The organism is Citrobacter sp. FDAARGOS_156 (genome assembly GCF_001559235.2).
In the GTDB taxonomy this organism is placed as follows: Bacteria; Pseudomonadota; Gammaproteobacteria; order Enterobacterales; family Enterobacteriaceae; genus Citrobacter; species Citrobacter youngae.
In genome coordinates this window covers 4401853-4426125 of the sequence record NZ_CP014030.2, presented here as the reverse complement: position 1 = coordinate 4426125, position 24273 = coordinate 4401853, and the positions used below count along the sequence as shown (strand labels likewise).

General features: G+C 53.1%; 23 protein-coding genes and 2 tRNA genes. 19 read left to right on the top strand and 6 right to left on the bottom strand.

Annotated elements, in window-relative coordinates; all coding sequences use genetic code 11:
* Nucleotides 1–4: 4 nt before the first annotated feature.
* On the bottom strand, nucleotides 5–1138 hold the full coding sequence (iadA, locus tag AL515_RS21795; RefSeq protein ID WP_061068685.1) for a beta-aspartyl-peptidase: 1134 nt from the start codon (nucleotides 1136–1138) through the stop codon (nucleotides 5–7).
* Between the two features lie 148 nt (nucleotides 1139–1286).
* Between iadA and AL515_RS21790 the strand changes: the two genes are divergently transcribed.
* The 3 genes from AL515_RS21790 (at nucleotide 1287) to AL515_RS21780 (ending at nucleotide 2776) form a co-directional block, all read left to right on the top strand.
* On the top strand, nucleotides 1287–2180 hold the full coding sequence (locus AL515_RS21790; RefSeq protein WP_061068684.1) for a LysR family transcriptional regulator: 894 nt from the start codon (nucleotides 1287–1289) through the stop codon (nucleotides 2178–2180).
* 167 nt (nucleotides 2181–2347) lie between these two features.
* On the top strand, nucleotides 2348–2680 hold the full coding sequence (gene secG / locus AL515_RS21785; RefSeq protein ID WP_006687886.1) for a preprotein translocase subunit SecG: 333 nt from the start codon (nucleotides 2348–2350) through the stop codon (nucleotides 2678–2680).
* A gap of 9 nt (nucleotides 2681–2689) precedes the next feature.
* Nucleotides 2690–2776, top strand: a tRNA-Leu gene (locus AL515_RS21780).
* A gap of 205 nt (nucleotides 2777–2981) precedes the next feature.
* On the opposite strand, the gene argG is transcribed toward AL515_RS21780, so the two are convergent.
* Complete coding sequence (argG, locus tag AL515_RS21775; protein WP_005131837.1) at nucleotides 2982–4325, bottom strand: argininosuccinate synthase; 1344 nt, start codon at nucleotides 4323–4325, stop codon at nucleotides 2982–2984.
* Between the two features lie 334 nt (nucleotides 4326–4659).
* Here argG and AL515_RS21770 point away from each other — a divergent pair.
* The 12 genes from AL515_RS21770 (at nucleotide 4660) to mtr (ending at nucleotide 18522) form a co-directional block, all read left to right on the top strand.
* Nucleotides 4660–4736: transfer RNA gene (locus AL515_RS21770), tRNA-Met, on the top strand.
* A 207-nt stretch (nucleotides 4737–4943) separates the two neighbouring features.
* Entirely contained in the window at nucleotides 4944–5396 is a 453-nt protein-coding gene (gene rimP, locus AL515_RS21765) for a ribosome maturation factor RimP (RefSeq protein WP_061068860.1), read from the top strand.
* Between the two features lie 28 nt (nucleotides 5397–5424).
* Complete coding sequence (gene nusA / locus AL515_RS21760; RefSeq protein ID WP_043017784.1) at nucleotides 5425–6912, top strand: transcription termination factor NusA; 1488 nt, start codon at nucleotides 5425–5427, stop codon at nucleotides 6910–6912.
* Nucleotides 6913–6936: 24 nt separating this feature from the next.
* On the top strand, nucleotides 6937–9627 hold the full coding sequence (gene infB, locus AL515_RS21755) for a translation initiation factor IF-2 (RefSeq protein ID WP_048213393.1): 2691 nt from the start codon (nucleotides 6937–6939) through the stop codon (nucleotides 9625–9627).
* A gap of 146 nt (nucleotides 9628–9773) precedes the next feature.
* Nucleotides 9774–10178, top strand: coding sequence for a 30S ribosome-binding factor RbfA (rbfA, locus tag AL515_RS21750; RefSeq protein WP_003024988.1), 405 nt, complete (start codon nucleotides 9774–9776; stop codon nucleotides 10176–10178).
* A complete protein-coding gene (gene truB / locus AL515_RS21745; protein WP_003024986.1) occupies nucleotides 10178–11122 on the top strand; it encodes a tRNA pseudouridine(55) synthase TruB in 945 nt (314 codons plus the stop codon). The genes rbfA and truB overlap by 1 nt, the downstream gene beginning before the upstream one ends.
* 273 nt (nucleotides 11123–11395) lie before the next feature.
* Complete coding sequence (gene rpsO / locus AL515_RS21740) at nucleotides 11396–11665, top strand: 30S ribosomal protein S15 (RefSeq protein WP_000059465.1); 270 nt, start codon at nucleotides 11396–11398, stop codon at nucleotides 11663–11665.
* A gap of 246 nt (nucleotides 11666–11911) precedes the next feature.
* Complete coding sequence (gene pnp, locus AL515_RS21735; protein WP_047408353.1) at nucleotides 11912–14044, top strand: polyribonucleotide nucleotidyltransferase; 2133 nt, start codon at nucleotides 11912–11914, stop codon at nucleotides 14042–14044.
* Nucleotides 14045–14153: 109 nt separating this feature from the next.
* A complete protein-coding gene (gene nlpI / locus AL515_RS21730; RefSeq protein WP_048213391.1) occupies nucleotides 14154–15038 on the top strand; it encodes a lipoprotein NlpI in 885 nt (294 codons plus the stop codon).
* A gap of 106 nt (nucleotides 15039–15144) precedes the next feature.
* On the top strand, nucleotides 15145–15225 hold the full coding sequence (gene yrbN / locus AL515_RS23535) for a protein YrbN (RefSeq protein ID WP_010723222.1): 81 nt from the start codon (nucleotides 15145–15147) through the stop codon (nucleotides 15223–15225).
* Entirely contained in the window at nucleotides 15218–17140 is a 1923-nt protein-coding gene (gene deaD / locus AL515_RS21725) for an ATP-dependent RNA helicase DeaD (RefSeq protein ID WP_061068683.1), read from the top strand. Before yrbN ends, deaD begins: the two co-directional genes overlap by 8 nt.
* Before the next feature lie 137 nt (nucleotides 17141–17277).
* Entirely contained in the window at nucleotides 17278–18522 is a 1245-nt protein-coding gene (gene mtr / locus AL515_RS21720) for a tryptophan permease (RefSeq protein ID WP_061068682.1), read from the top strand.
* Nucleotides 18523–18609: 87 nt separating this feature from the next.
* Here the strand turns inward: mtr and AL515_RS21715 are convergent, their stop codons facing one another.
* From AL515_RS21715 to ubiU, 3 genes are all read right to left on the bottom strand, one after another.
* Nucleotides 18610–19617 carry a luciferase-like monooxygenase gene (locus AL515_RS21715; RefSeq protein WP_061068681.1) on the bottom strand — a complete coding sequence of 336 codons (1008 nt, stop codon included), beginning with the start codon at nucleotides 19615–19617 and terminating at the stop codon, nucleotides 18610–18612.
* 78 nt (nucleotides 19618–19695) lie between these two features.
* On the bottom strand, nucleotides 19696–20574 hold the full coding sequence (locus AL515_RS21710) for a U32 family peptidase (protein ID WP_105242198.1): 879 nt from the start codon (nucleotides 20572–20574) through the stop codon (nucleotides 19696–19698).
* An 8-nt stretch (nucleotides 20575–20582) separates the two neighbouring features.
* On the bottom strand, nucleotides 20583–21578 hold the full coding sequence (gene ubiU, locus AL515_RS21705) for a ubiquinone anaerobic biosynthesis protein UbiU (protein WP_061068679.1): 996 nt from the start codon (nucleotides 21576–21578) through the stop codon (nucleotides 20583–20585).
* A 220-nt stretch (nucleotides 21579–21798) separates the two neighbouring features.
* On the opposite strand from ubiU, the gene ubiT reads away from it, so the two are divergent.
* Together ubiT and AL515_RS21695 are read left to right on the top strand one after the other, a co-directional pair.
* Entirely contained in the window at nucleotides 21799–22323 is a 525-nt protein-coding gene (gene ubiT, locus AL515_RS21700) for a ubiquinone anaerobic biosynthesis accessory factor UbiT (RefSeq protein WP_061068678.1), read from the top strand.
* Nucleotides 22317–22820: a GNAT family N-acetyltransferase gene (locus AL515_RS21695; protein ID WP_048213385.1), complete on the top strand. Its 504-nt coding sequence runs from the start codon at nucleotides 22317–22319 to the stop codon at nucleotides 22818–22820. The genes ubiT and AL515_RS21695 overlap by 7 nt, the downstream gene beginning before the upstream one ends.
* Here AL515_RS21695 and AL515_RS21690 read toward each other — a convergent pair.
* A complete protein-coding gene (locus AL515_RS21690; protein ID WP_061068677.1) occupies nucleotides 22817–23107 on the bottom strand; it encodes a GIY-YIG nuclease family protein in 291 nt (96 codons plus the stop codon). The genes AL515_RS21695 and AL515_RS21690 overlap by 4 nt on opposite strands.
* Before the next feature lie 52 nt (nucleotides 23108–23159).
* Here AL515_RS21690 and AL515_RS21685 point away from each other — a divergent pair, with 52 nt between their 5' ends.
* Nucleotides 23160–23588: a YhbP family protein gene (locus AL515_RS21685; RefSeq protein ID WP_061068676.1), complete on the top strand. Its 429-nt coding sequence runs from the start codon at nucleotides 23160–23162 to the stop codon at nucleotides 23586–23588.
* A gap of 37 nt (nucleotides 23589–23625) precedes the next feature.
* Nucleotides 23626–24261, top strand: a complete 636-nt coding sequence (locus AL515_RS21680; RefSeq protein ID WP_061068675.1) for an NAD(P)H-binding protein — start codon at nucleotides 23626–23628, stop codon at nucleotides 24259–24261.
* The last annotated feature ends 12 nt before the right edge of the window (nucleotides 24262–24273 follow it).

Here is a 24273-nt window from a genome sequence, read left to right as displayed (position 1 = left end):
CCCCTTACTCGAAGTTGCCGGTAACCAGACACTCACCATCACGCAGTAGCAGCTTTCCAGCGGCAAACAGGTGGGTCAGTGAGAGGTCGTCATTGAGCACGCAAATATCAGCACGTTCTCCTGCGCAAAGTACGCCGCCAGAAATACCCAGTGAGCGTGCGACGTTCGCCGTCAACATCGCGATCGCCTGAGACACTGGAATACCGACATCAATCAGACGAGGCAGCAGGTTGAGGTTGCCAGCTACCGGCGCGGCGCTTAACCCTTCTACGATGCCTTGCGCATTAAAGCGCGGCACGCTGCCATTGCCATCAGAGCTAATGGTGATGCGATCGGCCGGAACCTGTGATTCCAGCGCGTGGAGAATCGCTTGCTCCTGGGGCATAAATCGACTGCCGCCAGACGTCACGTCGATATGGCCACCGCGATGTGCGAAAGCGATAGCCTGTTCGAACAATGCTTCTGTCCTCGCGACATGCGTCGGTGAAATGTGATGAATTGGAATACCGGCATCACACAGTTCCATCAGCTGTGACATCCCTTCCGGCAGATTGCCCAGGTGTACGTGCAGCAACCCTTTTTTTCCGGCCAGCAGTGAAGCCACGCGGATATCACTGACTATCCTCAATAATTCCTGGAAAGAGGGGTAAGAGCCACGGTGGTCGGCGAGGGCGATTTTGACACCCAGGATTGCCGGGATAAATGCCATATCATCGCGAATGGATCGTGTAATTGTCGGGCTGGGTACCGCGTAGGCTCCAGTATGCATATACGCACGCAGGCCTTCCAGATTGAGGGACTGCATTTTGGCGTAAAGATCTTTCGGGGAGCGGGATATCGCATCAGTACCCAGCACGCCGACGACCGTCGTAATACCGGCCTGAATCAGATCGCGCAGCTTGACGGCTGGCGTCCGGCTGGCAAAGCCGGCTTCACCGCCGCCGCCGGTAAGATGAACATGCTGATCGATAATTCCGGGAATTACCCACTTACCGCGGCAATCGATGACCTCTTTGACACCATCAAAGAGTGCAATATCTTTTTCAACAGCCACAATGCGATCGGCATGTATGAGCAGGGAACAGAGGCCTAAATCCTCCGGAGAAAAAACGCGGGCATTGGTCAGTAAAGTAAACATATCGGTCCTGTCAAACGTCGAGGGTGAGAGTCGGCAGGTGAAACAGAATATTGTTGTTATGATGCCCACATTAAAGCCATTACTATAACTGTGACTATTGCCGATTTGTCATCGGTGGATACGGTTATGGCATGATGGGGAATGAGACGTGGATTCGAAGTGGTTAGAAGATTTTCTGGCGTTGAGCCAGTATGGGAATTACTCCCAGGCAGCGATACAGCGGCATATCACCCAACCCGCGCTAAGCCGACGTATAAAGGCTCTGGAGGAGATGTTGGGGGTCCCGCTGTTTGACCGCACCACGACGCCCGTTACACTAACCTGTTATGGCGAACGCTTTGAACCTTATGCCAGGCACGTCCTCAGCACGTTAACAGAGGCGCGCCACGAGCTGTCGGCGATGATGCCAGCAACGGACAATACGCTGGTAATGGTTAGCCTGCATACGCTGTCGGTGAATATCTTGCCGGATATGATCAACTATTTGCGCCAAAGTGAACCGCAATTAAACTTCACGGTAAATGCCAGCATCCAGGGGATTGATAATCACTTTAATGCCCTGATAAACCGGCAAATTGATATGCTGGTGACGTACGATTTACCCTCTTCACAACCGGGGCTGGAGATTGCCGGAGGGCTGAAACGTTCTTTATGGCGATATGAGCGTTTTATCCCGGTGGTTTCTGCGCAACTCGCGGACAAACTGGATGATCCGCATACCGCGATCCCCTGGCTATGCTACAGCGACTATACCTTTGTCAGACGTATTATTGATCCGGCAGAACAACGAGTGCGCCCACGGTTGAAAAAAGTGTTTGAGACTGGGCTAAGCGAAACAATACGAGAAATGGTACTGCGCCATATGGGAATGGCATGGTTACCTGAATCAATGGTGGCTGAGGAGCTGGTGAATCAGGAGATCATTCAGTGTTGGCCAGAAAATTCGGATCTGGTTTGTGAGATCCCAATTGTTGTTTGGGCAAACCTTGACGATCAGCGGTCAGTAATGCAGCGATGCTGGGATAAGTTGCTGCGTTTTTGATTGATGTGGCGATTTTTTCCGCACTTGATACAATGCTAACAAATTGCCCTTGCGAAGGTTATTCGCTTTGGTTAGTATTCACACCCGCTTCAGTGGGAAACAGTAAATATTCCCGCTTTAATGGTCGAAGCATTGTACGCGGCAACTCCGCAAGGAACAGGTTGATTATGCACGAAGCTCTTTTAGTAGTTTTCCTTATTGTGGCAATTGGCCTGGTAGGCTTGATCATGCTGCAGCAAGGCAAAGGCGCTGATATGGGAGCCTCTTTTGGCGCAGGCGCTTCTGGTACACTGTTTGGTTCAAGTGGTTCTGGCAACTTCATGACCCGTATGACAGCTGTGTTAGGAACTCTGTTCTTCATTATCAGTCTGGTGCTGGGTAACATGAACAGCAATAAGACCAATAAAGGAAGTGAGTGGGAAAATCTGAGCGCACCGGCGAAAACCGAGCAAACTCAGCCAGCTGCTCCGGCTCAGCCGACCAGCGATATCCCGCACTAAGTATTCTGTACCGAGGTGGTGGAATTGGTAGACACGCTACCTTGAGGTGGTAGTGCCCTAACGGGCTTGTGGGTTCGAGTCCCATCCTCGGTACCAAATTCCAAAAAAAAGACGCTGCAAAGCGTCTTTTTTTTCGTCTGTTATTTGTGGCTGTCCTGTAGGCCTGTAGGTCGGATAAGGCGTTTACGCCGCCATCCGACATTATTACAACGCCTGATGGTGCTACGCTTATCAGGCCTACAAACACTCTATATTCCGCGCATAAAAAAGGCCGCTTTCGCGGCCTTAAGACGATGAATGATTATTTCGCCTTGTTTTCCAGATTCTCAACCTGCGGCAGGCCGGTTGCGGAAGAGGCGGTGAGCAGGCCAGACTGCGCGTAGCCAAACAGCTTCTCGCGGGTATCGGTGATATCCAGATTACGCATAGTCAACTGACCGATACGATCGTCTGGCGAGAATACCGAATCACCTTTCTCCATGGTCAGACGTTCTGGCTTGTAGGTCAGGTTGTCAGACACGGTGTTGAGGATTGAATAGTCGTTACCGCGACGCAGTTCCAGCGTGACTTCACCGGTGATCTGGCTGGCAACCCAACGCTGCAGACCATCACGCAGCATCAGCGCCTGAGAGTCGAACCAGCGGCCCTGATACAGCAGACGACCCAACTGGCGACCGTGCGCGTGATACTGCTCAATGGTGTCTTCGTTGTGAATACCGGTCAGCAGACGCTCGTAGGCGATGTGCAGCAGTGCCATCCCCGGGGCTTCATAGATACCGCGGCTTTTTGCTTCAATGATACGGTTTTCAATCTGGTCGCTCATACCCAGACCATGACGGCCGCCGATACGGTTGGCTTCCAGCATCATCTCAACGTCGTCACTGAAGGTCTTACCGTTCAGGGCAACCGGATGGCCTTGTTCAAAACGCACGGTCACTTCTTCTGCCGGGATCTTCACGCTCTCATCCCAGAACTTCACGCCCATAATCGGGTTGACGATTTTGACGCTGGAGTTCAGGAACTCGAGGTCTTTAGCTTCGTGGGTCGCGCCGAGCATATTGGAGTCGGTGGAATACGCTTTTTCGACAGACATCTTGTAGTCGAAACCACAGGCAATCATAAATTCGGACATCTCATGGCGACCGCCGAGTTCGTCGATGAAGTCGGTATCCAGCCATGGTTTGTAAATCTGCAGTTCGGCGTTGGTCAGCAGGCCGTAACGATAGAAACGTTCAATATCGTTCCCTTTATAGGTGCTACCGTCACCCCAGATATTTACGCCATCTTCTTTCATGGCAGCAACCAGCATGGTGCCGGTGACTGCACGACCCAGCGGGGTGGTATTGAAATAGGTCAGTCCGCCGGTGGTGTTGTGGAATGCACCGCACTGAATGGCAGCGATCCCTTCGGCAACCAGCTGCTTACGGCAATCTACCAGGCGAGCATTCTCAGCACCATATTCCATTGCACGGCGAGGGATGGCGTCATAGTCATCCTCATCCGGCTGGCCCAAATTCGCAGTATATGCATATGGGACAGCCCCTTTTTGTCGCATCCACAGCAGTGCTGCACTGGTGTCCAGGCCGCCGGAAAAAGCGATACCAATACGTTGACCTACCGGGAGATGCTTGAGAATCGTCGTCATAAAATAAAACCCTGCTTGATAGACTGGTGAAGAGGTCGGCTTATTATACTAATTGCATTTTTATGCAAAATAAATGAGTTTTCATTTAATCATCTTTTCTGGGTGACAGGAAGAGTTTAGTGATAATTTCGTTAAATAACGGCGTGGATGGCATATTTATCTTGCTGAACATCCACGGGCCAGCATTCATTGATTTGCATAGTCGTAACAAGGTTGACATAACGCATAGTGAATCAATATACTGTGCGCAGATTTTACGTCCCGTCCTCGGTACCAAATCCCAGCAGTATTTGCATTTTTTACCCAAAACGCGTAAAATTTGCCACGTTTCAGGCGCGGGGTGGAGCAGCCTGGTAGCTCGTCGGGCTCATAACCCGAAGGTCGTCGGTTCAAATCCGGCCCCCGCAACCACTTTCCCTTAGAGTTCTTTTTCAAATATACTGTGAAGACTTAGGCCTTCGTAGCTGGATTTGAAAAAAATTCTTTCGGAAGGTTTTCCGAACCGCAGGTGCGGTTATAGGGTTCAGTTATCTAAAGCCCCGATTTATCGGGGTTTTTTGTTATCTGACTACAGAATAACTGGGCTTTAGGCCCTTTTTTTATGTCTTGGGGGTGGGCTTGTCCACATTAGAGCAAAAATTAACAGAGATGATTACAGCGCCGGTTGAAGCCCTGGGCTACGAACTGGTCGGCATCGAATTTATTCGCGGTCGCACATCCACACTGCGCATCTATATTGATAGTGAAGATGGCATCAATGTTGATGATTGTGCTGATGTGAGCCATCAGGTAAGCGCCGTGATGGATGTCGAAGACCCGATCACCGTTGCCTATAACCTGGAAGTCTCCTCTCCGGGTCTCGACCGTCCTCTGTTCACTGCTGAACACTACGTGCGTTTCCTGGGTGAAGAAGTCACGCTGGTTCTTCGTATGGCTGTACAAAACCGCCGTAAATGGCAGGGCGTTATCAAAGCGGTGGACGGTGAGATGATCACGGTCACAGTCGACGGTAAAGATGAAGTGTTCGCGCTGAGTAATATCCAGAAGGCGAACCTGGTTCCCCACTTTTAACAGTCTGGATTGAGGTGAAAAGCCCGCGATGAACAAAGAAATTTTGGCTGTTGTTGAAGCCGTATCCAACGAAAAAGCGCTGCCACGCGAGAAAATTTTTGAAGCGCTGGAAAGTGCGCTGGCTACAGCAACAAAGAAAAAATATGAGCAAGAGATCGACGTTCGCGTAGAAATCGATCGTAAAAGCGGTGATTTCGATACCTTCCGTCGTTGGGTAATCGTAGAAGAAGTTACTCAGCCGACCAAAGAAATTACGCTGGAAGCGGCACGTTTCGAAGACGAAAGTCTGAACGTGGGCGAATATGTTGAAGATCAGATTGAATCTGTCACCTTTGACCGTATCACCACTCAGACCGCGAAACAGGTTATCGTACAGAAAGTACGTGAAGCTGAACGTGCAATGGTTGTTGATCAATTCCGCGAGCACGAAGGCGAAATCGTTACTGGCGTGGTGAAGAAAGTAAACCGCGACAACATTTCTCTGGATCTGGGCAGCAATGCTGAAGCCGTGATCCTGCGTGAAGACATGCTCCCGCGTGAAAACTTCCGCCCAGGTGACCGTATTCGTGGCGTTCTGTACTCTGTACGCCCGGAAGCGCGCGGTGCGCAACTGTTCGTAACTCGTTCCAAACCGGAAATGCTGGTTGAACTGTTCCGCATTGAAGTGCCAGAAATTGGCGAAGAAGTGATCGAAATTAAAGCGGCAGCTCGCGATCCAGGATCGCGTGCGAAAATCGCCGTTAAGACCAACGACAAGCGTATTGATCCGGTCGGCGCGTGTGTTGGTATGCGCGGTGCGCGCGTTCAGGCGGTTTCTACCGAACTGGGCGGCGAGCGAATTGATATCGTCCTGTGGGATGATAACCCGGCGCAATTCGTGATTAACGCAATGGCGCCAGCAGACGTCGCTTCTATCGTGGTGGATGAAGACAAACACACCATGGATATCGCGGTTGAAGCCGGTAACCTGGCGCAGGCGATTGGACGTAATGGTCAGAACGTCCGCCTGGCTTCACAACTGAGCGGTTGGGAACTCAACGTGATGACCGTTGATGACCTGCAGGCGAAGCATCAGGCAGAAGCACATGCAGCCATTGACACCTTCACCAAATATCTCGATATCGATGAAGATTTCGCGACCGTTCTGGTGGAAGAAGGTTTTGCGACGCTGGAAGAACTGGCCTACGTGCCAATGAAAGAGCTGCTGGAAATCGACGGCCTGGATGAACAGACCGTTGAAGCGCTGCGCGAGCGTGCTAAAAACGCACTGACCACTCTGGCACTGGCCCAGGAAGAAAGCCTCGGTGATAACAAACCGGCTGACGATCTGCTGAATCTGGAAGGATTGGATCGTGAGATGGCCTTCAAACTGGCTGCCCGTGGTGTTTGTACGCTGGAAGATCTCGCTGAACAGGGCATTGATGATCTGGCTGATATCGAAGGGTTGACCGACGAAAAAGCCGGTGAGCTGATTATGGCTGCCCGTAATATTTGCTGGTTCGGCGACGAAGCGTAATAAACTGTAGCAGGAAGGAACAGTATGACAGATGTAACCGTAAAAACACTGGCTGCAGAGATACAGACCTCCGTGGATCGCCTGGTACAGCAATTTGCTGATGCAGGTATCCCGAAGTCTGCTGACGACTCTGTGTCCGCACAAGAGAAACAAACCTTACTGGCGCATTTGAACCGTGAAAACGGCTCAGCGCCGGATAAGTTGACATTGCAGCGTAAAACGCGCAGTACTCTCAATATTCCAGGTACCGGTGGGAAAAGTAAATCGGTACAAATCGAAGTCCGCAAGACACGCACCTTTGTGAAACGCGATCCGCAAGAGGCTGAACGCCTTGCCGCGGAAGAGCAGGCGCAGCGTGAAGCGGAAGAGCAAGCCCGTCGTGAGGCAGAAGAAGCTGCCAAACGCGAGGCGCAACAAAAAGCCGAACGTGAGGCCGCAGAACAAGCTAAGCGTGAAGCCGCTGATAAAGCGAAACGTGAAGCTGCGGAAAAAGACAAAGTGAGCAATCAACAGACCGACGATATGACTAAAACCGCCCAGGCCGAAAAAGCCCGCCGTGAAAATGAAGCCGCTGAACTGAAGCGTAAAGCGGAAGAAGAAGCACGTCGCAAGCTTGAAGAGGAAGCGCGCCGCGTAGCGGAAGAAGCTCGCCGTATGGCGGAAGAAAATGAGAAAAATGGTGTGAATAACGCTGAACCTGTTGAAGATACCAGCGATTATCACGTCACCACTTCCCAGCACGCTCGCCAGGCTGAAGACGAGAACGATCGTGAAGTCGAAGGCGGCCGTGGTCGTACTCGCAGCACGAAAGCAGCGCGTCCGGCGAAGAAAGGCAACAAACACGCTGAATCTAAAGCTGACCGTGAAGAAGCGCGTGCCGCGGTTCGCGGTGGTAAAGGCGGTAAGCAGCGTAAAGGTTCCGCTCTGCAGCAGGGCTTCCAGAAGCCAGCTCAGGCCGTTAACCGTGACGTTGTGATCGGTGAAACCATCACCGTTGGCGATCTGGCGAACAAAATGGCAGTTAAAGGCTCTCAGGTCATCAAAGCGATGATGAAACTGGGCGCAATGGCGACCATTAACCAGGTCATCGACCAGGAAACCGCACAGCTGGTTGCCGAAGAGATGGGCCACAAAGTTATCCTGCGTCGTGAAAACGAGCTGGAAGAAGCAGTAATGAGCGACCGTGACACCGGCGCAGCGGCTGAACCGCGCGCACCGGTAGTCACCATCATGGGTCACGTTGACCACGGTAAAACGTCTCTGCTGGACTACATTCGTTCTACGAAAGTGGCCTCTGGCGAAGCAGGCGGCATTACTCAGCACATCGGTGCATACCATGTTGAAACTGACAACGGTATGATCACCTTCCTGGATACCCCGGGTCACGCCGCGTTTACCTCCATGCGTGCTCGTGGTGCTCAGGCAACGGATATCGTGGTTCTGGTTGTTGCAGCAGACGACGGCGTGATGCCGCAGACTATCGAAGCAATCCAGCACGCGAAAGCGGCAGGTGTGCCGGTAGTGGTTGCAGTCAACAAGATCGATAAACCAGAAGCGGATCCTGATCGCGTTAAAAACGAACTGTCCCAGTACGGCATCATGCCGGAAGAGTGGGGCGGCGAGAGCCAATTCGTTCACGTTTCTGCGAAAGCGGGTACCGGTATCGACGAGCTGCTGGACGCTATCCTGCTGCAGGCCGAAGTACTGGAACTGAAAGCTGTCCGTAAAGGTATGGCGAGCGGTGCGGTTATCGAATCCTTCCTGGATAAAGGTCGTGGTCCGGTTGCTACCGTACTGGTGCGTGAAGGTACGCTGCACAAAGGCGACATCGTACTCTGTGGCTTCGAATACGGTCGCGTTCGTGCGATGCGTAACGAATTGGGTCAGGAAGTACTTGAAGCAGGTCCATCCATTCCGGTGGAAATCCTCGGTCTGTCCGGTGTTCCGGCTGCAGGTGACGAAGTTACTGTCGTTCGTGACGAGAAGAAAGCCCGTGAAGTTGCACTGTATCGTCAGGGCAAATTCCGTGAAGTTAAACTGGCTCGTCAGCAGAAATCTAAACTTGAAAACATGTTCGCTAACATGACTGATGGTGAAGTTCACGAAGTGAACATCGTCCTGAAAGCCGACGTGCAGGGTTCTGTCGAAGCGATTTCTGACTCTTTACTGAAACTGTCTACCGACGAAGTAAAAGTGAAGATCATCGGTTCCGGCGTGGGTGGTATCACCGAAACCGACGCGACTCTGGCAGCGGCATCCAACGCGATTCTGGTTGGCTTCAACGTCCGTGCTGATGCCTCTGCACGTAAAGTTATCGAATCTGAAAGCCTGGATCTGCGTTACTACTCCGTCATCTATCATCTGATCGACGAAGTGAAAGCAGCGATGAGCGGCATGCTGTCTCCGGAGCTGAAACAGCAGATCATTGGTCTGGCTGAAGTTCGTGACGTGTTCAAATCACCGAAATTCGGCGCTATCGCAGGCTGTATGGTTACCGAAGGTACGATCAAACGTCACAACCCAATCCGTGTACTGCGCGACAACGTGGTTATCTATGAAGGCGAGCTGGAATCCCTGCGCCGCTTCAAAGATGACGTTAACGAAGTCCGTAACGGCATGGAATGTGGTATCGGCGTGAAGAACTACAACGACGTTCGCGTTGGCGATATGATCGAAGTGTTCGAGATCATTGAGATCAAACGTACCATCGCATAATCTTCGTCGTCTTTTGGGTCGCAACTTGCAGCCCAAAATCCTGAGAAGATGAATAAGCGTAGGCCGGGTAAGCGAAGCGCCACCCGGCAAGAAATTTAAAAAGGGGCTTATTGCCCCTTTTTTGTCTTTATTCTGGAGAATTTATTATGGCGAAAGAATTTGGTCGCCCGCAGCGCGTCGCGCAGGAGATGCAGAAAGAAATCGCACTCATCCTGCAGCGCGAAATCAAAGACCCACGCGTGGGCATGATGACTACCGTGTCTGGTGTTGAGATGTCCCGTGATCTGGCGTATGCCAAAGTATTCGTGACGTTCCTGAACGACCAGGACGAAGCTGCCGTTAAAAATGGTATTAAGGCGCTGCAGGAAGCTTCTGGTTTTATCCGCTCTCTGCTGGGTAAAGCCATGCGTCTGCGTATCGTGCCGGAACTGACCTTCTTCTACGACAACTCACTGGTCGAAGGGATGCGCATGTCCAACCTGGTGACCAGCGTGGTGAAACATGACGATGAGCGTCGTGTGAACCCAGCGGACGACAGCAAGGAGGACTGATGAGTCGTCCTCGTCGTCGTGGTCGCGACATTCACGGTGTTCTGCTGCTGGACAAACCGCAAGGCATGTCCAGCAATGACGTACTGCAAAAAGTAAAGCGCATCTACAATGCCAACCGCGCGGGACATACCGGCGCGCTGGATCCGCTGGCGACAGGCATGCTGCCGATTTGCCTCGGTGAAGCGACGAAGTTTTCACAGTATTTGCTGGATTCTGATAAACGCTATCGTGTGGTTGCCCGTCTGGGCCAGCGTACTGACACCTCGGATGCTGATGGGCAAATCGTGCAGGAACGTCCGGTAACCTTCACCGCTGAGCAGCTTGCAAGCGCGCTGGAGACTTTCCGCGGCGATATCGAGCAGATCCCGTCAATGTATTCGGCGCTGAAGTATCAGGGTAAGAAGCTGTACGAATATGCGCGTCAGGGCATTGAAGTGCCGCGTGAAGCGCGCCCGATTACCGTCTATGAGCTGCTGTTTATTCGCCACGAAGGTAACGAGCTGGAGCTGGAAGTTCACTGCTCCAAAGGCACCTATATTCGCACCATCGTTGACGATCTCGGTGAGAAGCTGGGCTGCGGCGCGCACGTAACGTATCTGCGTCGTCTGACGGTCAGCAAGTATCCGGTGGATCGTATGGTCACGCTGGAGCATCTGCGTGAACTGGTTGAGCAGGCAGAACAGCAAAATATTCCGGCGGCGCAGTTGCTTGATCCTTTGCTGATGCCAATGGACAGTCCGGCATCAGACTATCCGGTAGTTAATTTACCTTTAACATCCTCGGTTTACTTTAAAAATGGTAACCCGGTACGGACGTCAGGCGCGCCGCTGGAAGGGCTGGTCCGCGTGACGGAAGGCGATGACGGCAAGTTTATCGGCATGGGGGAGATGGACGATGAAGGTCGTGTCGCCCCCCGTCGCCTGGTGGTTGAGTATCCTGCATAGCGCTCTCTGTCTTGCGATAAAAGGGCGCTGCGAGTAGAATACTGCCGCTTAACGTCGCGTGAATTGTTTAACAATCTGCGTGGCGTATACACAAAATCATTCAAGCTGCATCAAGGCGGCAAGTCTGAGAATCCTCAGGAGCTTACTCAGGTAAGTGACTGAGGTGAGCGGACGCAGCCAACGCAGAGTCAGCTTGAAGGATGAAGTGTATACACTGGGATAGCTGAATTAGAGATCGGCATCCTTTCATTCTTATCACTTTGGAGTTTTAAAATGTCTCTAAGTACTGAAGCTACCGCTAAAATCGTTTCTGAGTTTGGTCGTGATGCAAACGACACCGGTTCTACCGATGTTCAGGTTGCTCTGTTGACTGCACAGATTAACCACCTGCAGGGCCACTTTGCAGAGCACAAAAAAGATCACCACAGCCGTCGTGGTCTGCTGCGCATGGTTTCTCAGCGTCGTAAACTGCTCGACTACCTGAAACGTAAAGATGTTGCACGTTACACCGCGCTGATCGAGCGTCTGGGTCTGCGTCGCTAATTCTTTCGAGTTTCAGAAAGAGGGGGCCTTCATGGCCCCTTTTTTCCAGCAGATGGCAGCAATTCGCTGGAAACTAATGTATTGTTGCTATGAATGATCTTCCGTTGCAGAGGTTCGCGCGGCTAATGAGAGGCTTTACTCATGCTTATGGGTTAGGGTTGTCATTAGTCGCGAGGATGCGCAGAAGATCGGGTATTAACGATGGCGCAAAATGTGCCGTCAAAAAAATAGAGAAAGGATATTATTTTGCTTAATCCGATCGTTCGTAAATTCCAGTACGGTCAGCATACCGTTACGCTGGAAACCGGCATGATGGCGCGTCAGGCGACTGCCGCTGTTATGGTTAGCATGGATGACACCGCGGTATTCGTTACAGTTGTTGGCCAGAAAAAAGCGAAACCAGGCCAGGACTTTTTCCCGCTGACCGTTAACTATCAGGAGCGTACCTACGCTGCTGGCCGTATCCCGGGTAGCTTCTTCCGTCGTGAAGGCCGTCCGAGCGAAGGCGAAACCCTGATTGCGCGTCTGATTGACCGCCCGGTTCGTCCGCTGTTCCCGGAAGGCTTCGTTAACGAAGTTCAGGTTATCGCCACCGTTGTTTCCGTTAACCCGCAGGTTAACCCAGACATCGTGGCAATGATTGGTGCATCTGCTGCGCTGACTCTGTCTGGTATTCCATTCAACGGCCCGATCGGTGCTGCACGTGTTGGTTACATCAATGACCAGTACGTACTGAACCCGACTCAGGACGAACTGAAAGAAAGCAAGCTGGACCTGGTTGTTGCGGGTACTGAAGCTGCCGTACTGATGGTTGAATCCGAAGCTGAACTGCTGAGCGAAGACCAGATGCTGGGCGCTGTGGTATTCGGTCACGAACAGCAGCAGGTTGTTATTCAGGCCATCAACGAGCTGGCGAAAGAAGCTGGCAAACCGCGTTGGGACTGGCAGCCAGAAGCCGTCAACGAAGCGCTGAACGCGCGCGTTGCCGCACTGGCAGAAGCTCGCCTGAGCGACGCTTACCGCATCACCGACAAACAAGAGCGTTATGCTCAGGTTGACGTAATCAAATCTGAAACCATCGCGACTCTGGTGGCTGAAGACGAAACCCTGGACGCTAACGAACTGGGTGAAATTCTGCACGCTATCGAGAAAAACGTTGTTCGTAGCCGCGTACTGGCAGGCGAGCCGCGCATCGATGGCCGTGAAAAAGACATGATCCGTGGCCTGGACGTGCGTACTGGCGTTCTGCCGCGTACCCACGGTTCCGCACTGTTCACCCGTGGCGAAACTCAGGCACTGGTTACCGCGACCCTGGGCACCACTCGTGATGCACAGAACCTCGACGAACTGATGGGCGAGCGTACTGACAACTTCCTGTTCCACTACAACTTCCCTCCGTACTGCGTAGGTGAAACCGGTATGGTCGGTTCTCCGAAGCGTCGTGAGATTGGTCACGGTCGTCTGGCGAAACGTGGCGTACTGGCAGTGATGCCGGAACTGGATAAATTCCCGTACACCGTGCGTGTGGTTTCTGAAATCACCGAATCTAACGGTTCTTCTTCTATGGCTTCCGTATGTGGCGCTTCCCTGGCGCTGATGGACGCAGGCGTGCCAATCAAAGCCGCCGTTGCGGGTATCGCGATGGGGCTGGTGAAAGAAGGCGACAACTATGTTGTTCTGTCTGACATCCTGGGCGACGAAGACCACCTGGGCGATATGGACTTCAAAGTGGCGGGTTCCCGCGACGGTATCTCTGCACTGCAGATGGATATCAAAATTGAAGGTATCACCAAAGAAATCATGCAGGTTGCTCTGAACCAGGCTAAAGGTGCGCGTCTGCACATCCTGGGTGTGATGGAACAAGCGATCAACGCACCGCGTGGCGATATCTCTGAATTTGCTCCGCGTATCCACACCATCAAGATCAGCCCGGACAAGATCAAAGACGTTATCGGTAAAGGCGGTTCTGTTATCCGTGCTCTGACCGAAGAAACCGGCACCACCATTGAAATCGAAGATGATGGTACCGTGAAGATTGCTGCGACCGACGGCGAAAAAGCGAAATATGCTATCCGTCGTATCGAAGAGATCACCGCAGAGATCGAAGTAGGCCGTATCTACAATGGTAAAGTGACCCGTATCGTTGACTTTGGCGCATTCGTTGCCATCGGTGGCGGTAAAGAAGGCCTGGTACACATCTCTCAGATCGCTGATAAGCGCGTTGAGAAAGTGACCGATTACCTGCAGATGGGTCAGGAAGTACCGGTCAAAGTTCTGGAAGTTGATCGCCAGGGCCGTGTACGTCTGAGCATTAAAGAAGCAACTGAGCAGTCTCAGCCTGCAGGCGAACCGGAAGCTCCGGCAAGCCAGGGCGAGTAAGGTTGCCATTGCCCTCCGTGAGAGCGGAGGGCCTTTAACCCGGCAGGATGCCTTGTTAGCAACCGGGGAACCTGGACGTTCATTCAATCGTTGTCTTCGGGAGTGGGAAATGAAGCCTTTTTTGCGCTGGTGTTTCGTTGCGACAGCACTCACGCTGGCTGGATGCAGTAATTCCACCTGGCGTAAGAGTGAAGTCCTCGCAGTACCATTGCAACCGACTTTGCAGCAGGAAGTGATTCTGGCACGTATGGAACAAATTCTTGCCAGTCGGGCTTTAACCGATGACGAACGCGCACAGCTTTTATATGAGCGCGGAGTGTTGTATGATAGTCTCGGTCTGAGGGCACTGGCGCGAAATGATTTTTCACAAGCGCTGGCAATCCGACCAGATATGCCTGAAGTATTCAATTACTTAGGTATATATTTAACGCAGGCAGGCAATTTTGATGCTGCCTATGAAGCGTTTGATTCTGTACTTGAGCTTGATCCAACTTACAACTACGCGCACTTAAATCGCGGTATCGCATTGTATTACGGCGGTCGCGACAAGTTAGCGCAAGATGATCTGCTAGCGTTTTATCAAGACGATCCCAATGATCCTTTCCGTAGTCTGTGGCTTTATCTCGCCGAGCAGAAGCTCGATGAGAAGCAGGCTAAAGAAGCGTTAAAGCAACGCTTTGAGAAATCGGATAAAGAGCAATGGGGATGGAACATTGTCGAGTTCTACCTGGGCAACATTAGCGAAGCAACGCTGATGGAACGCCTGAAGGCGGACGCAACGGATAACACCTCGCTCGCTGAGCATCTCAGTGAAACCAACTTCTATTTAGGTAAGTACTACCTAAGTCTGGGGGATTTGGGCAACGCTACGGCATTGTTCAAACTGGCGGTGGCTAACAACGTTCATAACTTTGTTGAGCACCGATACGCATTGTTGGAATTATCGCTCCTGGGCCAGGACCAAGATGACCTGGCAGAATCGGACCAGCAATAGCTGACGTACACATCAGCCCGTAATCTTTTTTGATTGCCATCACCTTCACGGGTGAGGGCGTTGTTGTTCGTTAATACACCTACTTTGAGCCGGTTCACACTTTTCAATGAAAATTGCAGATCAATTTCATGATGAGTTATGTAGACTGGCCGCCATTAATTTTGAGGCACACGTACTACATGGCTGAATTCGAAACCACTTTTGCAGATCTGGGCCTGAAGGCTCCTATCCTTGAAGCCCTTAACGATCTGGGTTACGAAAAACCATCTCCAATCCAGGCAGAGTGCATTCCGCATCTGCTGGGCGGTCGCGATGTTCTGGGTATGGCCCAGACAGGTAGCGGCAAAACTGCAGCGTTCTCTTTACCGCTGCTCAACAATCTTGATCCTGAGCTGAAGGCACCTCAGATTCTGGTGCTGGCACCGACCCGCGAACTGGCGGTTCAGGTTGCAGAAGCCATGACGGATTTCTCTAAACACATGCGCGGCGTGAACGTGGTTGCCCTGTACGGCGGCCAGCGTTATGACGTGCAATTACGTGCCCTGCGTCAGGGACCACAGATCGTCGTCGGTACGCCGGGCCGTCTGCTGGATCACCTGAAGCGCGGGACTCTGGACCTCTCTAAACTGAGCGGTCTGGTACTGGACGAAGCAGACGAAATGCTGCGTATGGGCTTCATCGAAGACGTTGAAACCATCATGGCGCAGATCCCGGAAGGTCATCAGACCGCTCTGTTCTCTGCGACTATGCCGGAAGCGATTCGTCGTATTACCCGCCGCTTTATGAAAGAGCCGCAGGAAGTACGCATTCAGTCCAGCGTTACCACGCGTCCTGACATCAGCCAGAGCTACTGGACTGTATGGGGCATGCGTAAAAATGAAGCGCTGGTGCGTTTCCTGGAAGCAGAAGATTTTGATGCGGCGATTATCTTCGTTCGTACCAAAAATGCGACCCTGGAAGTGGCAGAAGCGCTGGAGCGTAGCGGTTATAGCAGCGCTGCACTGAACGGCGACATGAACCAGTCCCTGCGTGAGCAGACTCTGGAACGTCTGAAAGATGGCCGCCTGGATATTCTGATTGCAACCGACGTTGCGGCCCGTGGCCTGGACGTTGAGCGTATCAGCCTGGTTGTTAACTACGACATCCCGATGGATTCCGAGTCTTACGTTCACCGTATCGGCCGTACTGGTCGTGCGGGTCGTGCTGGCCGTGCGCTGCTGTTCGTTGAGAACCGTGAGCGTCGTCTGCTGCGTAACATCGAACGCACCATGAAGCTGACGATTCCGGAAGTAGAACTGCCGAACGCAGAACTGCTGGGCAAACGCCGTCTGGAAAAATTCGCCGCTAAAGTACAGCAGCAGCTGGAAAGCAGCGATCTGGATCAGTACCGTGCTCTGCTGGCGAAAATGCAGCCGGAAGAAGAGCTGGATATCGAAACGCTGGCAGCCGCACTGCTGAAAATGGCTCAGGGCGAACGTCCGCTGATCCTGCCGCCAGATGCGCCGATGCGTCCGAAACGCGAATTCCGCGACCGTGACGATCGTGGTCCGCGTGACCGCAACGATCGTGGCCCGCGTAATGACCGTGGTGGTGAAGATCGTCCGCGTCGTGAACGTCGTGACGTTGGCGATATGCAGCTGTACCGCATTGAAGTGGGCCGTGATGACGGTGTTGAAGTTCGTCATATCGTTGGCGCGATTGCTAACGAAGGCGATATCAGCAGCCGTTACATCGGTAACATCAAGCTGTTTGCTTCCCACTCCACCATCGAGCTGCCGAAAGGTATGCCGGGCGACGTGCTGCAGCACTTTACCCGTACTCGCATCCTGAACAAGCCGATGAATATGCAGCTGGTTGGCGATGCAGTTCCGCACACCGGTGGTGAGCGTCGTGGCGGTGGCCGTTTCAGCGGCGAGCGTCGTGAAGGCGGTCGTGGCGAAGGTCGTAATTTCAGCGGTGAGCGTCGTGAAGGCGGTCGTGGCGATGGTCGTCGTTTCAGCGGCGAACGTCGTGAAGGCAACCGTGGTCCGCGTCGTGACGATTCTTCTGCTCCGCGTCGTGATGACTCCGCTGGTCGTCGTCGTTTCGGCGGTGACGCATAAGTTTCACTGCGTAAAGTAATATGTACAGCCCCGATCTTAACAATCGGGGCTTTTTTTATTTCATTTGTACTCGTGTACTGGTACAGTGCAGCACATTAAGATGTAGTCACAATATAAATGACTGGAGAGATGGCTAAATGGCAACACTAACCACCACCCAAACGTCACCTTCGCTGCTCGGCGGCGTGGTGATTATCGGCGGCACTATTATTGGCGCGGGGATGTTTTCTCTGCCAGTGGTCATGTCCGGGGCGTGGTTTTTCTGGTCAATGGCGGCGCTGATCTTCACCTGGTTCTGCATGCTGCACTCCGGGCTGATGATCCTTGAAGCTAACCTCAATTACCGCATTGGCTCCAGTTTTGACACCATCACGAAAGATCTGCTGGGTAAAGGCTGGAACGTAGTGAACGGCATCTCGATCGCCTTCGTTCTCTATATCCTGACTTACGCCTATATCTCAGCGAGCGGGTCGATTCTGCATCACACCTTCTCCGAGATGTCGCTGAATGTTCCGGCGCGCGCGGCAGGTCTTGGCTTTGCGCTGCTGGTGGCATTTGTGGTGTGGTTAAGCACCAAAGCGGTTAGCCGCATGACGGCGATTGTGCTGGGCGCAAAGGTGATTACCTTTTTCCTGACCTTCGGCAGTCTGCTGGGGCACGTGCAGCCCGCAACACTGTTTAACGTGGCGCAGAGCAACGCTTCGTATACGCCGTACCTGCTGATGACGCTGCCGTTTTGTCTGGCTTCATTCGGCTATCACGGCAACGTCCCGAGCCTGATGAAGTACTACGGCAAAGATCCGAAGACCATCGTAAAGTGTCTGGTGTACGGCACGCTGCTGGCGCTGGTGCTGTATACCGTATGGTTGCTGGGAACGATGGGCAACATTCCGCGTCCAGAGTTTATCGGTATCGCGCAACAGGGCGGTAACATTGATGTGCTGGTACAGGCGCTGAGCGGCGTACTAAACAGCCGCAGTCTTGATCTGCTGCTGGTGGTGTTCTCCAACTTTGCGGTGGCGAGTTCATTCCTCGGCGTTACGCTCGGTCTGTTTGACTATCTGGCGGATCTGTTTGGCTTTGATGACTCGGCGATGGGACGTTTCAAAACGGCATTGCTGACGTTTGTCCCGCCAATTATCGGTGGCCTGCTATGGCCGAACGGTTTCCTGTATGCCATTGGCTATGCAGGACTCGCAGCAACCATCTGGGCTGCCATTGTTCCGGCGCTGCTGGCCCGTAAATCCCGCGAGCGTTTCGGTAGCCCGAAATTCCGTGTCTGGGGCGGTAAGCCGATGATTGCGCTGATCCTGGTGTTCGGTATCGGCAACGCGGTTATCCATATTCTGTCGAGCATGGATCTGTTACCGGTCTATCAGTAAAACCGTTGCCCGGTAGCGCTACGCTTACCGGGTCTACAGTACCGTGTAGGCCGGATAAGGCGTAGCCGCCATCAGGCACAAACCGCGCTACCCCAACAATTCCTGCTTCACATCCATCGCCAAATCAAACGAATGTAGACGTGCCTGATGATCAAAAATCTGACCGTTAACCATAATTTCATCGGCCTGGGTTTCACGCAAAATGGCATCAAGACCGTGACGCACTTTTGCCTTATCACCAACCAGCGACATGCTCAGCGCCTGTTGTACGCCGTACTGTTCAGAAGCGGACCACAGCTGATGCATATTCTCTACCGGCGGTGGTAGCTGGCCCGTTTCGCCACGACGCAGTTTCACAAACGCCTGCTGCATCGAGGTGAAAAGAAACTCGGCGTCGCGATTGCTGTCAGCGGCAATGATGTTGATGCACACCATCGCATACGGCTTTGCCAGCCGCGCTGAGGGTTTGAACTGGGTGCGATACAGATGCAGCGCCTGATGCAGCATATCCGGAGCAAAATGCGAGGCGAAGGCAAACGGCAGGCCGAGCTTGGCCGCCAACTGTGCGCTGTACAGGCTGGAGCCTAATAACCAGACCGGGATCTGCTCGCCGTAGCCGGGAACCGGGCGTACATGAGGGTTAGGATCGCGGGCGTCGAACCAGTCCACCAGTTCAGCGACGTCGCGTGGGAAGTTATCGATATCACCGCTCATATGGCGGCGCAGCGCACGCATCGTTGGCTGATCGCTCCCCGGCGCGCGGCCAAGCCCAAGATCGATGCGTCCCGGATACAGCGTATTCAGGGTACCGAACTGCTCGGCGATCACCAGCGGCGAATGATTAGGCAGCATAACGCCACCGGAACCGAGATGCAGTGTGGTGGTATTGGCAGCCAGATAGCCAATCAGCACTGAAGTTGCCGCGCTGGCGATACCGACCATGTTGTGATGTTCTGCCAGCCAGTAGCGGTGGTAGCCGCGCTTTTCGGCGAGCCGGGCGAGATCAAGCGAGTGCGTGAAGGCCTCTTTTGCCGAAGACCCTTCAGGGATCGGTGCCAGATCCAGCACCGAGAACGGAATAGTTTTGTCAGTCATAACGGCTCACTTTGTTACCGGTTAATCTTTTAATACTGCATTAAAATTTGATTACCGTTGTTAACAAAGTGAGCTTTTTTACGCCTGCAGCTCCAGACCAGCCAGTCGCTTCCAGTAGCCGTTGCAGTCACTGTGGGCGGCAAGGGGTAATGGGGCCGTACCATTTTCATTGGCGCGGAACGCATCAAGCATGGCGAATGTTTCAGTGCCTGAAGGGGACAGACGCACAATATCAACCAGACCCTGCATCGATGTCAGCTCGTTGCCGAGGTTGTAGACATAGCCGCTCATGGTCTGGATCCCGTTGAGGACAAAGACCTGCTGATTTTCCTGCGACAGCACATCACGCCCGTTGGGGTATTTGATGCAGCAGGTTTCACATTCGTCTTTTGGCCGATCTTCGGAACGCGCGGTAAAGCAGCGAGCAGAGTACGCCAGCGGCAGATGCCCGTAGCTCAGCACCTCGACTTCAAACTGATTGCGAATACCCAGCTCATCACACTGGTTGAGCAGGTTTACCAGCCAGTCACGGGACAGCTCAACCGGCATACACCAGCGCGTCATGCCCTGCTTGAGCAGCAAACGCAGGGTTACCGCGTTGTAGCAGTTGAGCGCATGTCCTGCGACAAACGGCAGCTTGCGCTCGGCGCACATGTTTACCACGCCGAGATCGCTGGCTTCCAGCAGGAAGTCGCCATTTTCAACATAGCGCTTCAGTTCTCCCAGCTCAGAGGAAGCTTGCACCAGCGCCAGCGTAGAGAGCACCACCTGTTTACCGCTGCCAGCGAGTGATTTCGCCATATCCAGCCAGTCGCCCACCTTGGTGGCGCGGCGTTTACTGCATACCGCTTCGCCAAGATAGATAACGTCGGCCTGGCTTACGGCGGCCTGCTGATAAAAATCTTCCAGCGTTTCTTTCGGCCAGTACCACAGCACTGGCCCTAAGGAATATTTCATTGCTTCTCTCACTGCCATTTACGGTGATACGCGCCAAGCGTGGTCTGCGTGCCTTCGGACATTGAACCGAGCGTTTCCATCCACGCGTCCTGCGGGGCGTAGTTTTGAGGATCGGCCATACAGCGGTTGATCGCCTGACGCCACACTTTCGCCACCTGGCTGACATAAGCCGGGCTGCGCTGACGTCCCTCGATTTTGACCGAAGCAATATTGGCGGCCAGTAAGTCGGGCAGCAGTTCCAGCGTGTTCAGACTGGTAGGCTCTTCCAGTGCATGATAGCGTTCGCCATCAACCAGATAGCGGCCTTTGCATAACGTCGGATAACCGGCGTTTTCTCCATCCTGATAGCGATCGATCAGAACTTCGTTTAGGCGGGATTCCAGCCCTTGTTGGGTCTGCTGCCAGCGCACAAAGCGAGCAGGGGAGCAGGCACCCACGGTGTTTGGCGATTCGCCTGTCAGATAAGAAGATAAGTAGCAACGACCTTCTGCCATAATGCACAGACTGCCGAAGGCAAACACTTCTAACGGAACTGGGGTTACGCGGGCTAATTGCTTCACCTGATGAATAGACAGCACGCGCGGCAGTACGACCCGCGCAACGTCAAAGTTGCGATGGTAGAAATTAATTGCCTCTTCGTTAGTCGCAGATGCCTGAACGGAGACATGGCGCTCAATATGGGGATAGCGCTCTGCGGCATACTCAAGCATGGCGAGGTCGGCGAGGATCAGCGCATCTGCACCCAGTTGCGCTGCCATATCAACGGCACGCTGCCAGCGCGCGTAACCATCCGGGTGCGCAAAGGTATTAATCGCAATGTGCAGCTTACGGCGGTGCTGATGAACGAAACTCACCGCTTCCTGCAATTTTTTCTCGGTAAAATTAAGGCCGGCGAAATGACGGGCGTTGGTATCATCTTTCAGCCCGATGTAGACAGCATCAGCGCCGTTCTCGATGGCCGCCTTAAGCGCCGGGAGGTTTCCGGCAGGGCAGAGCAGCTCCATAATTTATCCTGAACGTTGCGCCATGTAGGGCGCAGAAATGTTAACGAAGAGGGATTTTAGTTAACCTTGCTGAGACAATTTTTGATTTGAGGCAGTTAAAGTCGTATTGGTGACACCAATAAAGAGGTAACAATTTCGTAGCGAATTGTTGATTTATGCCGCTATGTCGTTTATTTGATATGGCAAAATAGCAGGACTATTGAAACAGGGAGTAAAGCTCGTGTTGGATAAACTGCGTTCACGCTTAGTACATTTAGGTCCTTCTCTGATGAGTGTACCGGTTAAACTGACGCCCTTTGCGCTGAAGCGCCAGGTTCTGGAGCAGGTCCTGAGCTGGCAGTTTAGTCAGGCGCTGGCCGATGGGGAGCTGGAGTTTCTCGACGGTCGCTGGCTGAGCATTCATGTGCGTGACATCGGCCTTAAATGGTATACCTCTGTTCAAAACGATAAACTGATCGTCAGCCAGAATGCAGATGCGGATGTCAGTTTTAGCGCCGATGCCAGCGATCTTCTGATGATCGCGGCGCGTAAGCAGGATCCAGATACGCTTTTCTTCCAGCGTCGCCTGGTGATCGAAGGTGATACAGAATTAGGGCTGTATGTTAAAAATCTGATGGACGCCATCGAACTGGAGCAGATGCCGAAAGCGTTACGTGTCATGCTGCTGCAGTTGGCGGATTTTGTTGAGGCGGGTATGAAAACGTCGCCGGAAACCAAACAGACCTCGGTAGGTGAACCATGCTGATTCGAGTTGAAATTCCCATTGATGCCCCAGGCATTGATGCGCTGCTGCGCCGTTCATTTGAGAGCGATGCGGAAGCGAAGTTAGTGCACGACCTGCGCGAAGACGGGTTCTTAACGCTGGGTTTGGTTGCTACCGATGATGAAGGTCAGGTAGTGGGCTACGTCGCGTTCAGCCCTGTCGATGTGCAGGGTGAAGATCTGCAGTGGGTCGGCATGGCGCCGCTGGCGGTGGATGAAAACTACCGTGGGCAAGGCCTGGCGCGTCAACTGGTCTATGAAGGACTCGATTCCCTGAACGAGTTTGGCTACGCCGCGGTGGTTACGCTGGGCGATCCGGCACTGTACAGCCGCTTTGGCTTCGAACTGGCGGCCCATCACGACCTGCGTTGCCGCTGGCCGGGTACAGAAAGTGCGTTCCAGGTTCATCGCCTGGCAGAAGATGCGCTGGAGGGCGTCTCTGGCCTGGTGGAATATCACGACCATTTCAATCGCTTTTAAGTGTCGGGGGTTTGCAGGCTGCTCAGTAGAGTCTCAAACCCTTCGCCTTCCACAAGACGCTCTTTCTGGCGTTTTGTAAGCTGCTTGACCCGATACTCTATGCGCAGGGCCAGCGAGCGATCGCCGACCTGCGCCGCAAATGCCAACGTGAGTTCCCCCTTTCCACGTAGCGCCTTCGCACCTTTCCCGTTCTGATGCTGCTGATAGCGGCGCTGCACATCGGTGGTTATTCCAGTGTATAAGGCGTTGTCAGCGGTACGGATCAGGTACAGATACCAGGGTGTCATTGTCACCATCGACGTGATAATTTTCAGGCCTACAGTATAAAAGAGAACAGAAATGGAAACACTGACTGCGGTGTCTCGCTGGCTGGCAAAACAGCACGTCGTGACCTGGTGTGTACACCATGAAGGTGAATTGTGGTGCGCCAATGCGTTTTACCTGTTTGATGCGCAGAAGATGGCATTCTATGTGCTGACCGAAGATAAAACGCGCCATGCGCAGATGTCGGGATCGTGTGCACCGATTGCCGGCACGGTAAATGGTCAGCCCAAAACGGTCGCCCTGATTCGTGGCGTGCAGTTTAAGGGGGAAATTCGCCGCCTGGAGGGAGAAGAGAGCGAGGCTGCGCGTAAAGCGTATAACCATCGTTTCCCCGTCGCCAGGATGTTGCCAGCGCCCGTGTGGGAGATTCGACTGGATGAAGTCAAATTCACGGACAACACGTTGGGCTTCGGTAAAAAGATGCACTGGCTACGTGATCTATAGTTAAAAGAGTGATTGAAGCGTCAGGGGAAAATAAACGATGAGCCAGGTGTTAATAACCGGTGCAACGGGTCTGGTGGGTGGACATTTATTGCGGATGCTACTGAATGAACCCCGGATCAATGCCATTACGGCGCCGACGCGTCGACCGCTGGCTGATACGGTTGGCATCTATAATCCCCACGATCCGCAGCTAACCGATGCTCTGGCGCAGGTTACCGATCCGGTCGATGTTGTCTTTTGTTGTCTGGGTACGACCCGACGTGAAGCGGGTAGTAAAGAGGCGTTTATCCACGCGGATTATACGCTGGTAGTGGATACAGCTCTGACGGGGCGTCGGCTGGGGGCACAGCATATGCTGGTGGTGAGTTCGATGGGAGCCAATGCACATTCGCCGTTTTTTTATAACCGGGTGAAAGGTGAAATGGAGCAGGCGCTGATCGCGCAGAATTGGCCTCGGCTGACCATTGCCCGGCCTTCTATGCTACTGGGTGATCGGGATAAACAGCGGGCGAATGAAATGTTTTTAGCGCCGTTGTTCAGGCTGCTACCGGGTAACTGGAAGTCGATTGAAGCGCGCGATGTTGCGCGGGCAATGTTGGCAGAAGCGCTGGCGCCTGGGCATGAAGGGGTTTCTATCCTGACCTCTTCCGAGTTACGCGAAAGGGCTAAATAAAATGCCGGATGG

Excerpts from the sequence above, each read along its gene's own strand:
- infB (WP_048213393.1), top strand. The coding sequence starts at position 6,937 with ATGACAGATGTAACCGTAAAAACACTGGCTGCAGAGATACAGACCTCC.
- iadA (WP_061068685.1), bottom strand. The coding sequence starts at position 1,138 with ATGTTTACTTTACTGACCAATGCCCGCGTTTTTTCTCCGGAGGATTTA.
- deaD (WP_061068683.1), top strand. The coding sequence starts at position 15,218 with ATGGCTGAATTCGAAACCACTTTTGCAGATCTGGGCCTGAAGGCTCCT.
- secG (WP_006687886.1), top strand. The coding sequence starts at position 2,348 with ATGCACGAAGCTCTTTTAGTAGTTTTCCTTATTGTGGCAATTGGCCTG.
- nusA (WP_043017784.1), top strand. The coding sequence starts at position 5,425 with ATGAACAAAGAAATTTTGGCTGTTGTTGAAGCCGTATCCAACGAAAAA.
- AL515_RS21680 (WP_061068675.1), top strand. The coding sequence starts at position 23,626 with ATGAGCCAGGTGTTAATAACCGGTGCAACGGGTCTGGTGGGTGGACAT.
- AL515_RS21690 (WP_061068677.1), bottom strand. The coding sequence starts at position 23,107 with ATGACACCCTGGTATCTGTACCTGATCCGTACCGCTGACAACGCCTTA.
- ubiU (WP_061068679.1), bottom strand. The coding sequence starts at position 21,578 with ATGGAGCTGCTCTGCCCTGCCGGAAACCTCCCGGCGCTTAAGGCGGCC.
- AL515_RS21710 (WP_105242198.1), bottom strand. The coding sequence starts at position 20,574 with ATGAAATATTCCTTAGGGCCAGTGCTGTGGTACTGGCCGAAAGAAACG.
- nlpI (WP_048213391.1), top strand. The coding sequence starts at position 14,154 with ATGAAGCCTTTTTTGCGCTGGTGTTTCGTTGCGACAGCACTCACGCTG.
- AL515_RS21685 (WP_061068676.1), top strand. The coding sequence starts at position 23,160 with ATGGAAACACTGACTGCGGTGTCTCGCTGGCTGGCAAAACAGCACGTC.
- mtr (WP_061068682.1), top strand. The coding sequence starts at position 17,278 with ATGGCAACACTAACCACCACCCAAACGTCACCTTCGCTGCTCGGCGGC.
- yrbN (WP_010723222.1), top strand. The coding sequence starts at position 15,145 with ATGAAAATTGCAGATCAATTTCATGATGAGTTATGTAGACTGGCCGCC.
- AL515_RS21715 (WP_061068681.1), bottom strand. The coding sequence starts at position 19,617 with ATGACTGACAAAACTATTCCGTTCTCGGTGCTGGATCTGGCACCGATC.
- truB (WP_003024986.1), top strand. The coding sequence starts at position 10,178 with ATGAGTCGTCCTCGTCGTCGTGGTCGCGACATTCACGGTGTTCTGCTG.
- rbfA (WP_003024988.1), top strand. The coding sequence starts at position 9,774 with ATGGCGAAAGAATTTGGTCGCCCGCAGCGCGTCGCGCAGGAGATGCAG.
- rpsO (WP_000059465.1), top strand. The coding sequence starts at position 11,396 with ATGTCTCTAAGTACTGAAGCTACCGCTAAAATCGTTTCTGAGTTTGGT.
- AL515_RS21695 (WP_048213385.1), top strand. The coding sequence starts at position 22,317 with ATGCTGATTCGAGTTGAAATTCCCATTGATGCCCCAGGCATTGATGCG.
- argG (WP_005131837.1), bottom strand. The coding sequence starts at position 4,325 with ATGACGACGATTCTCAAGCATCTCCCGGTAGGTCAACGTATTGGTATC.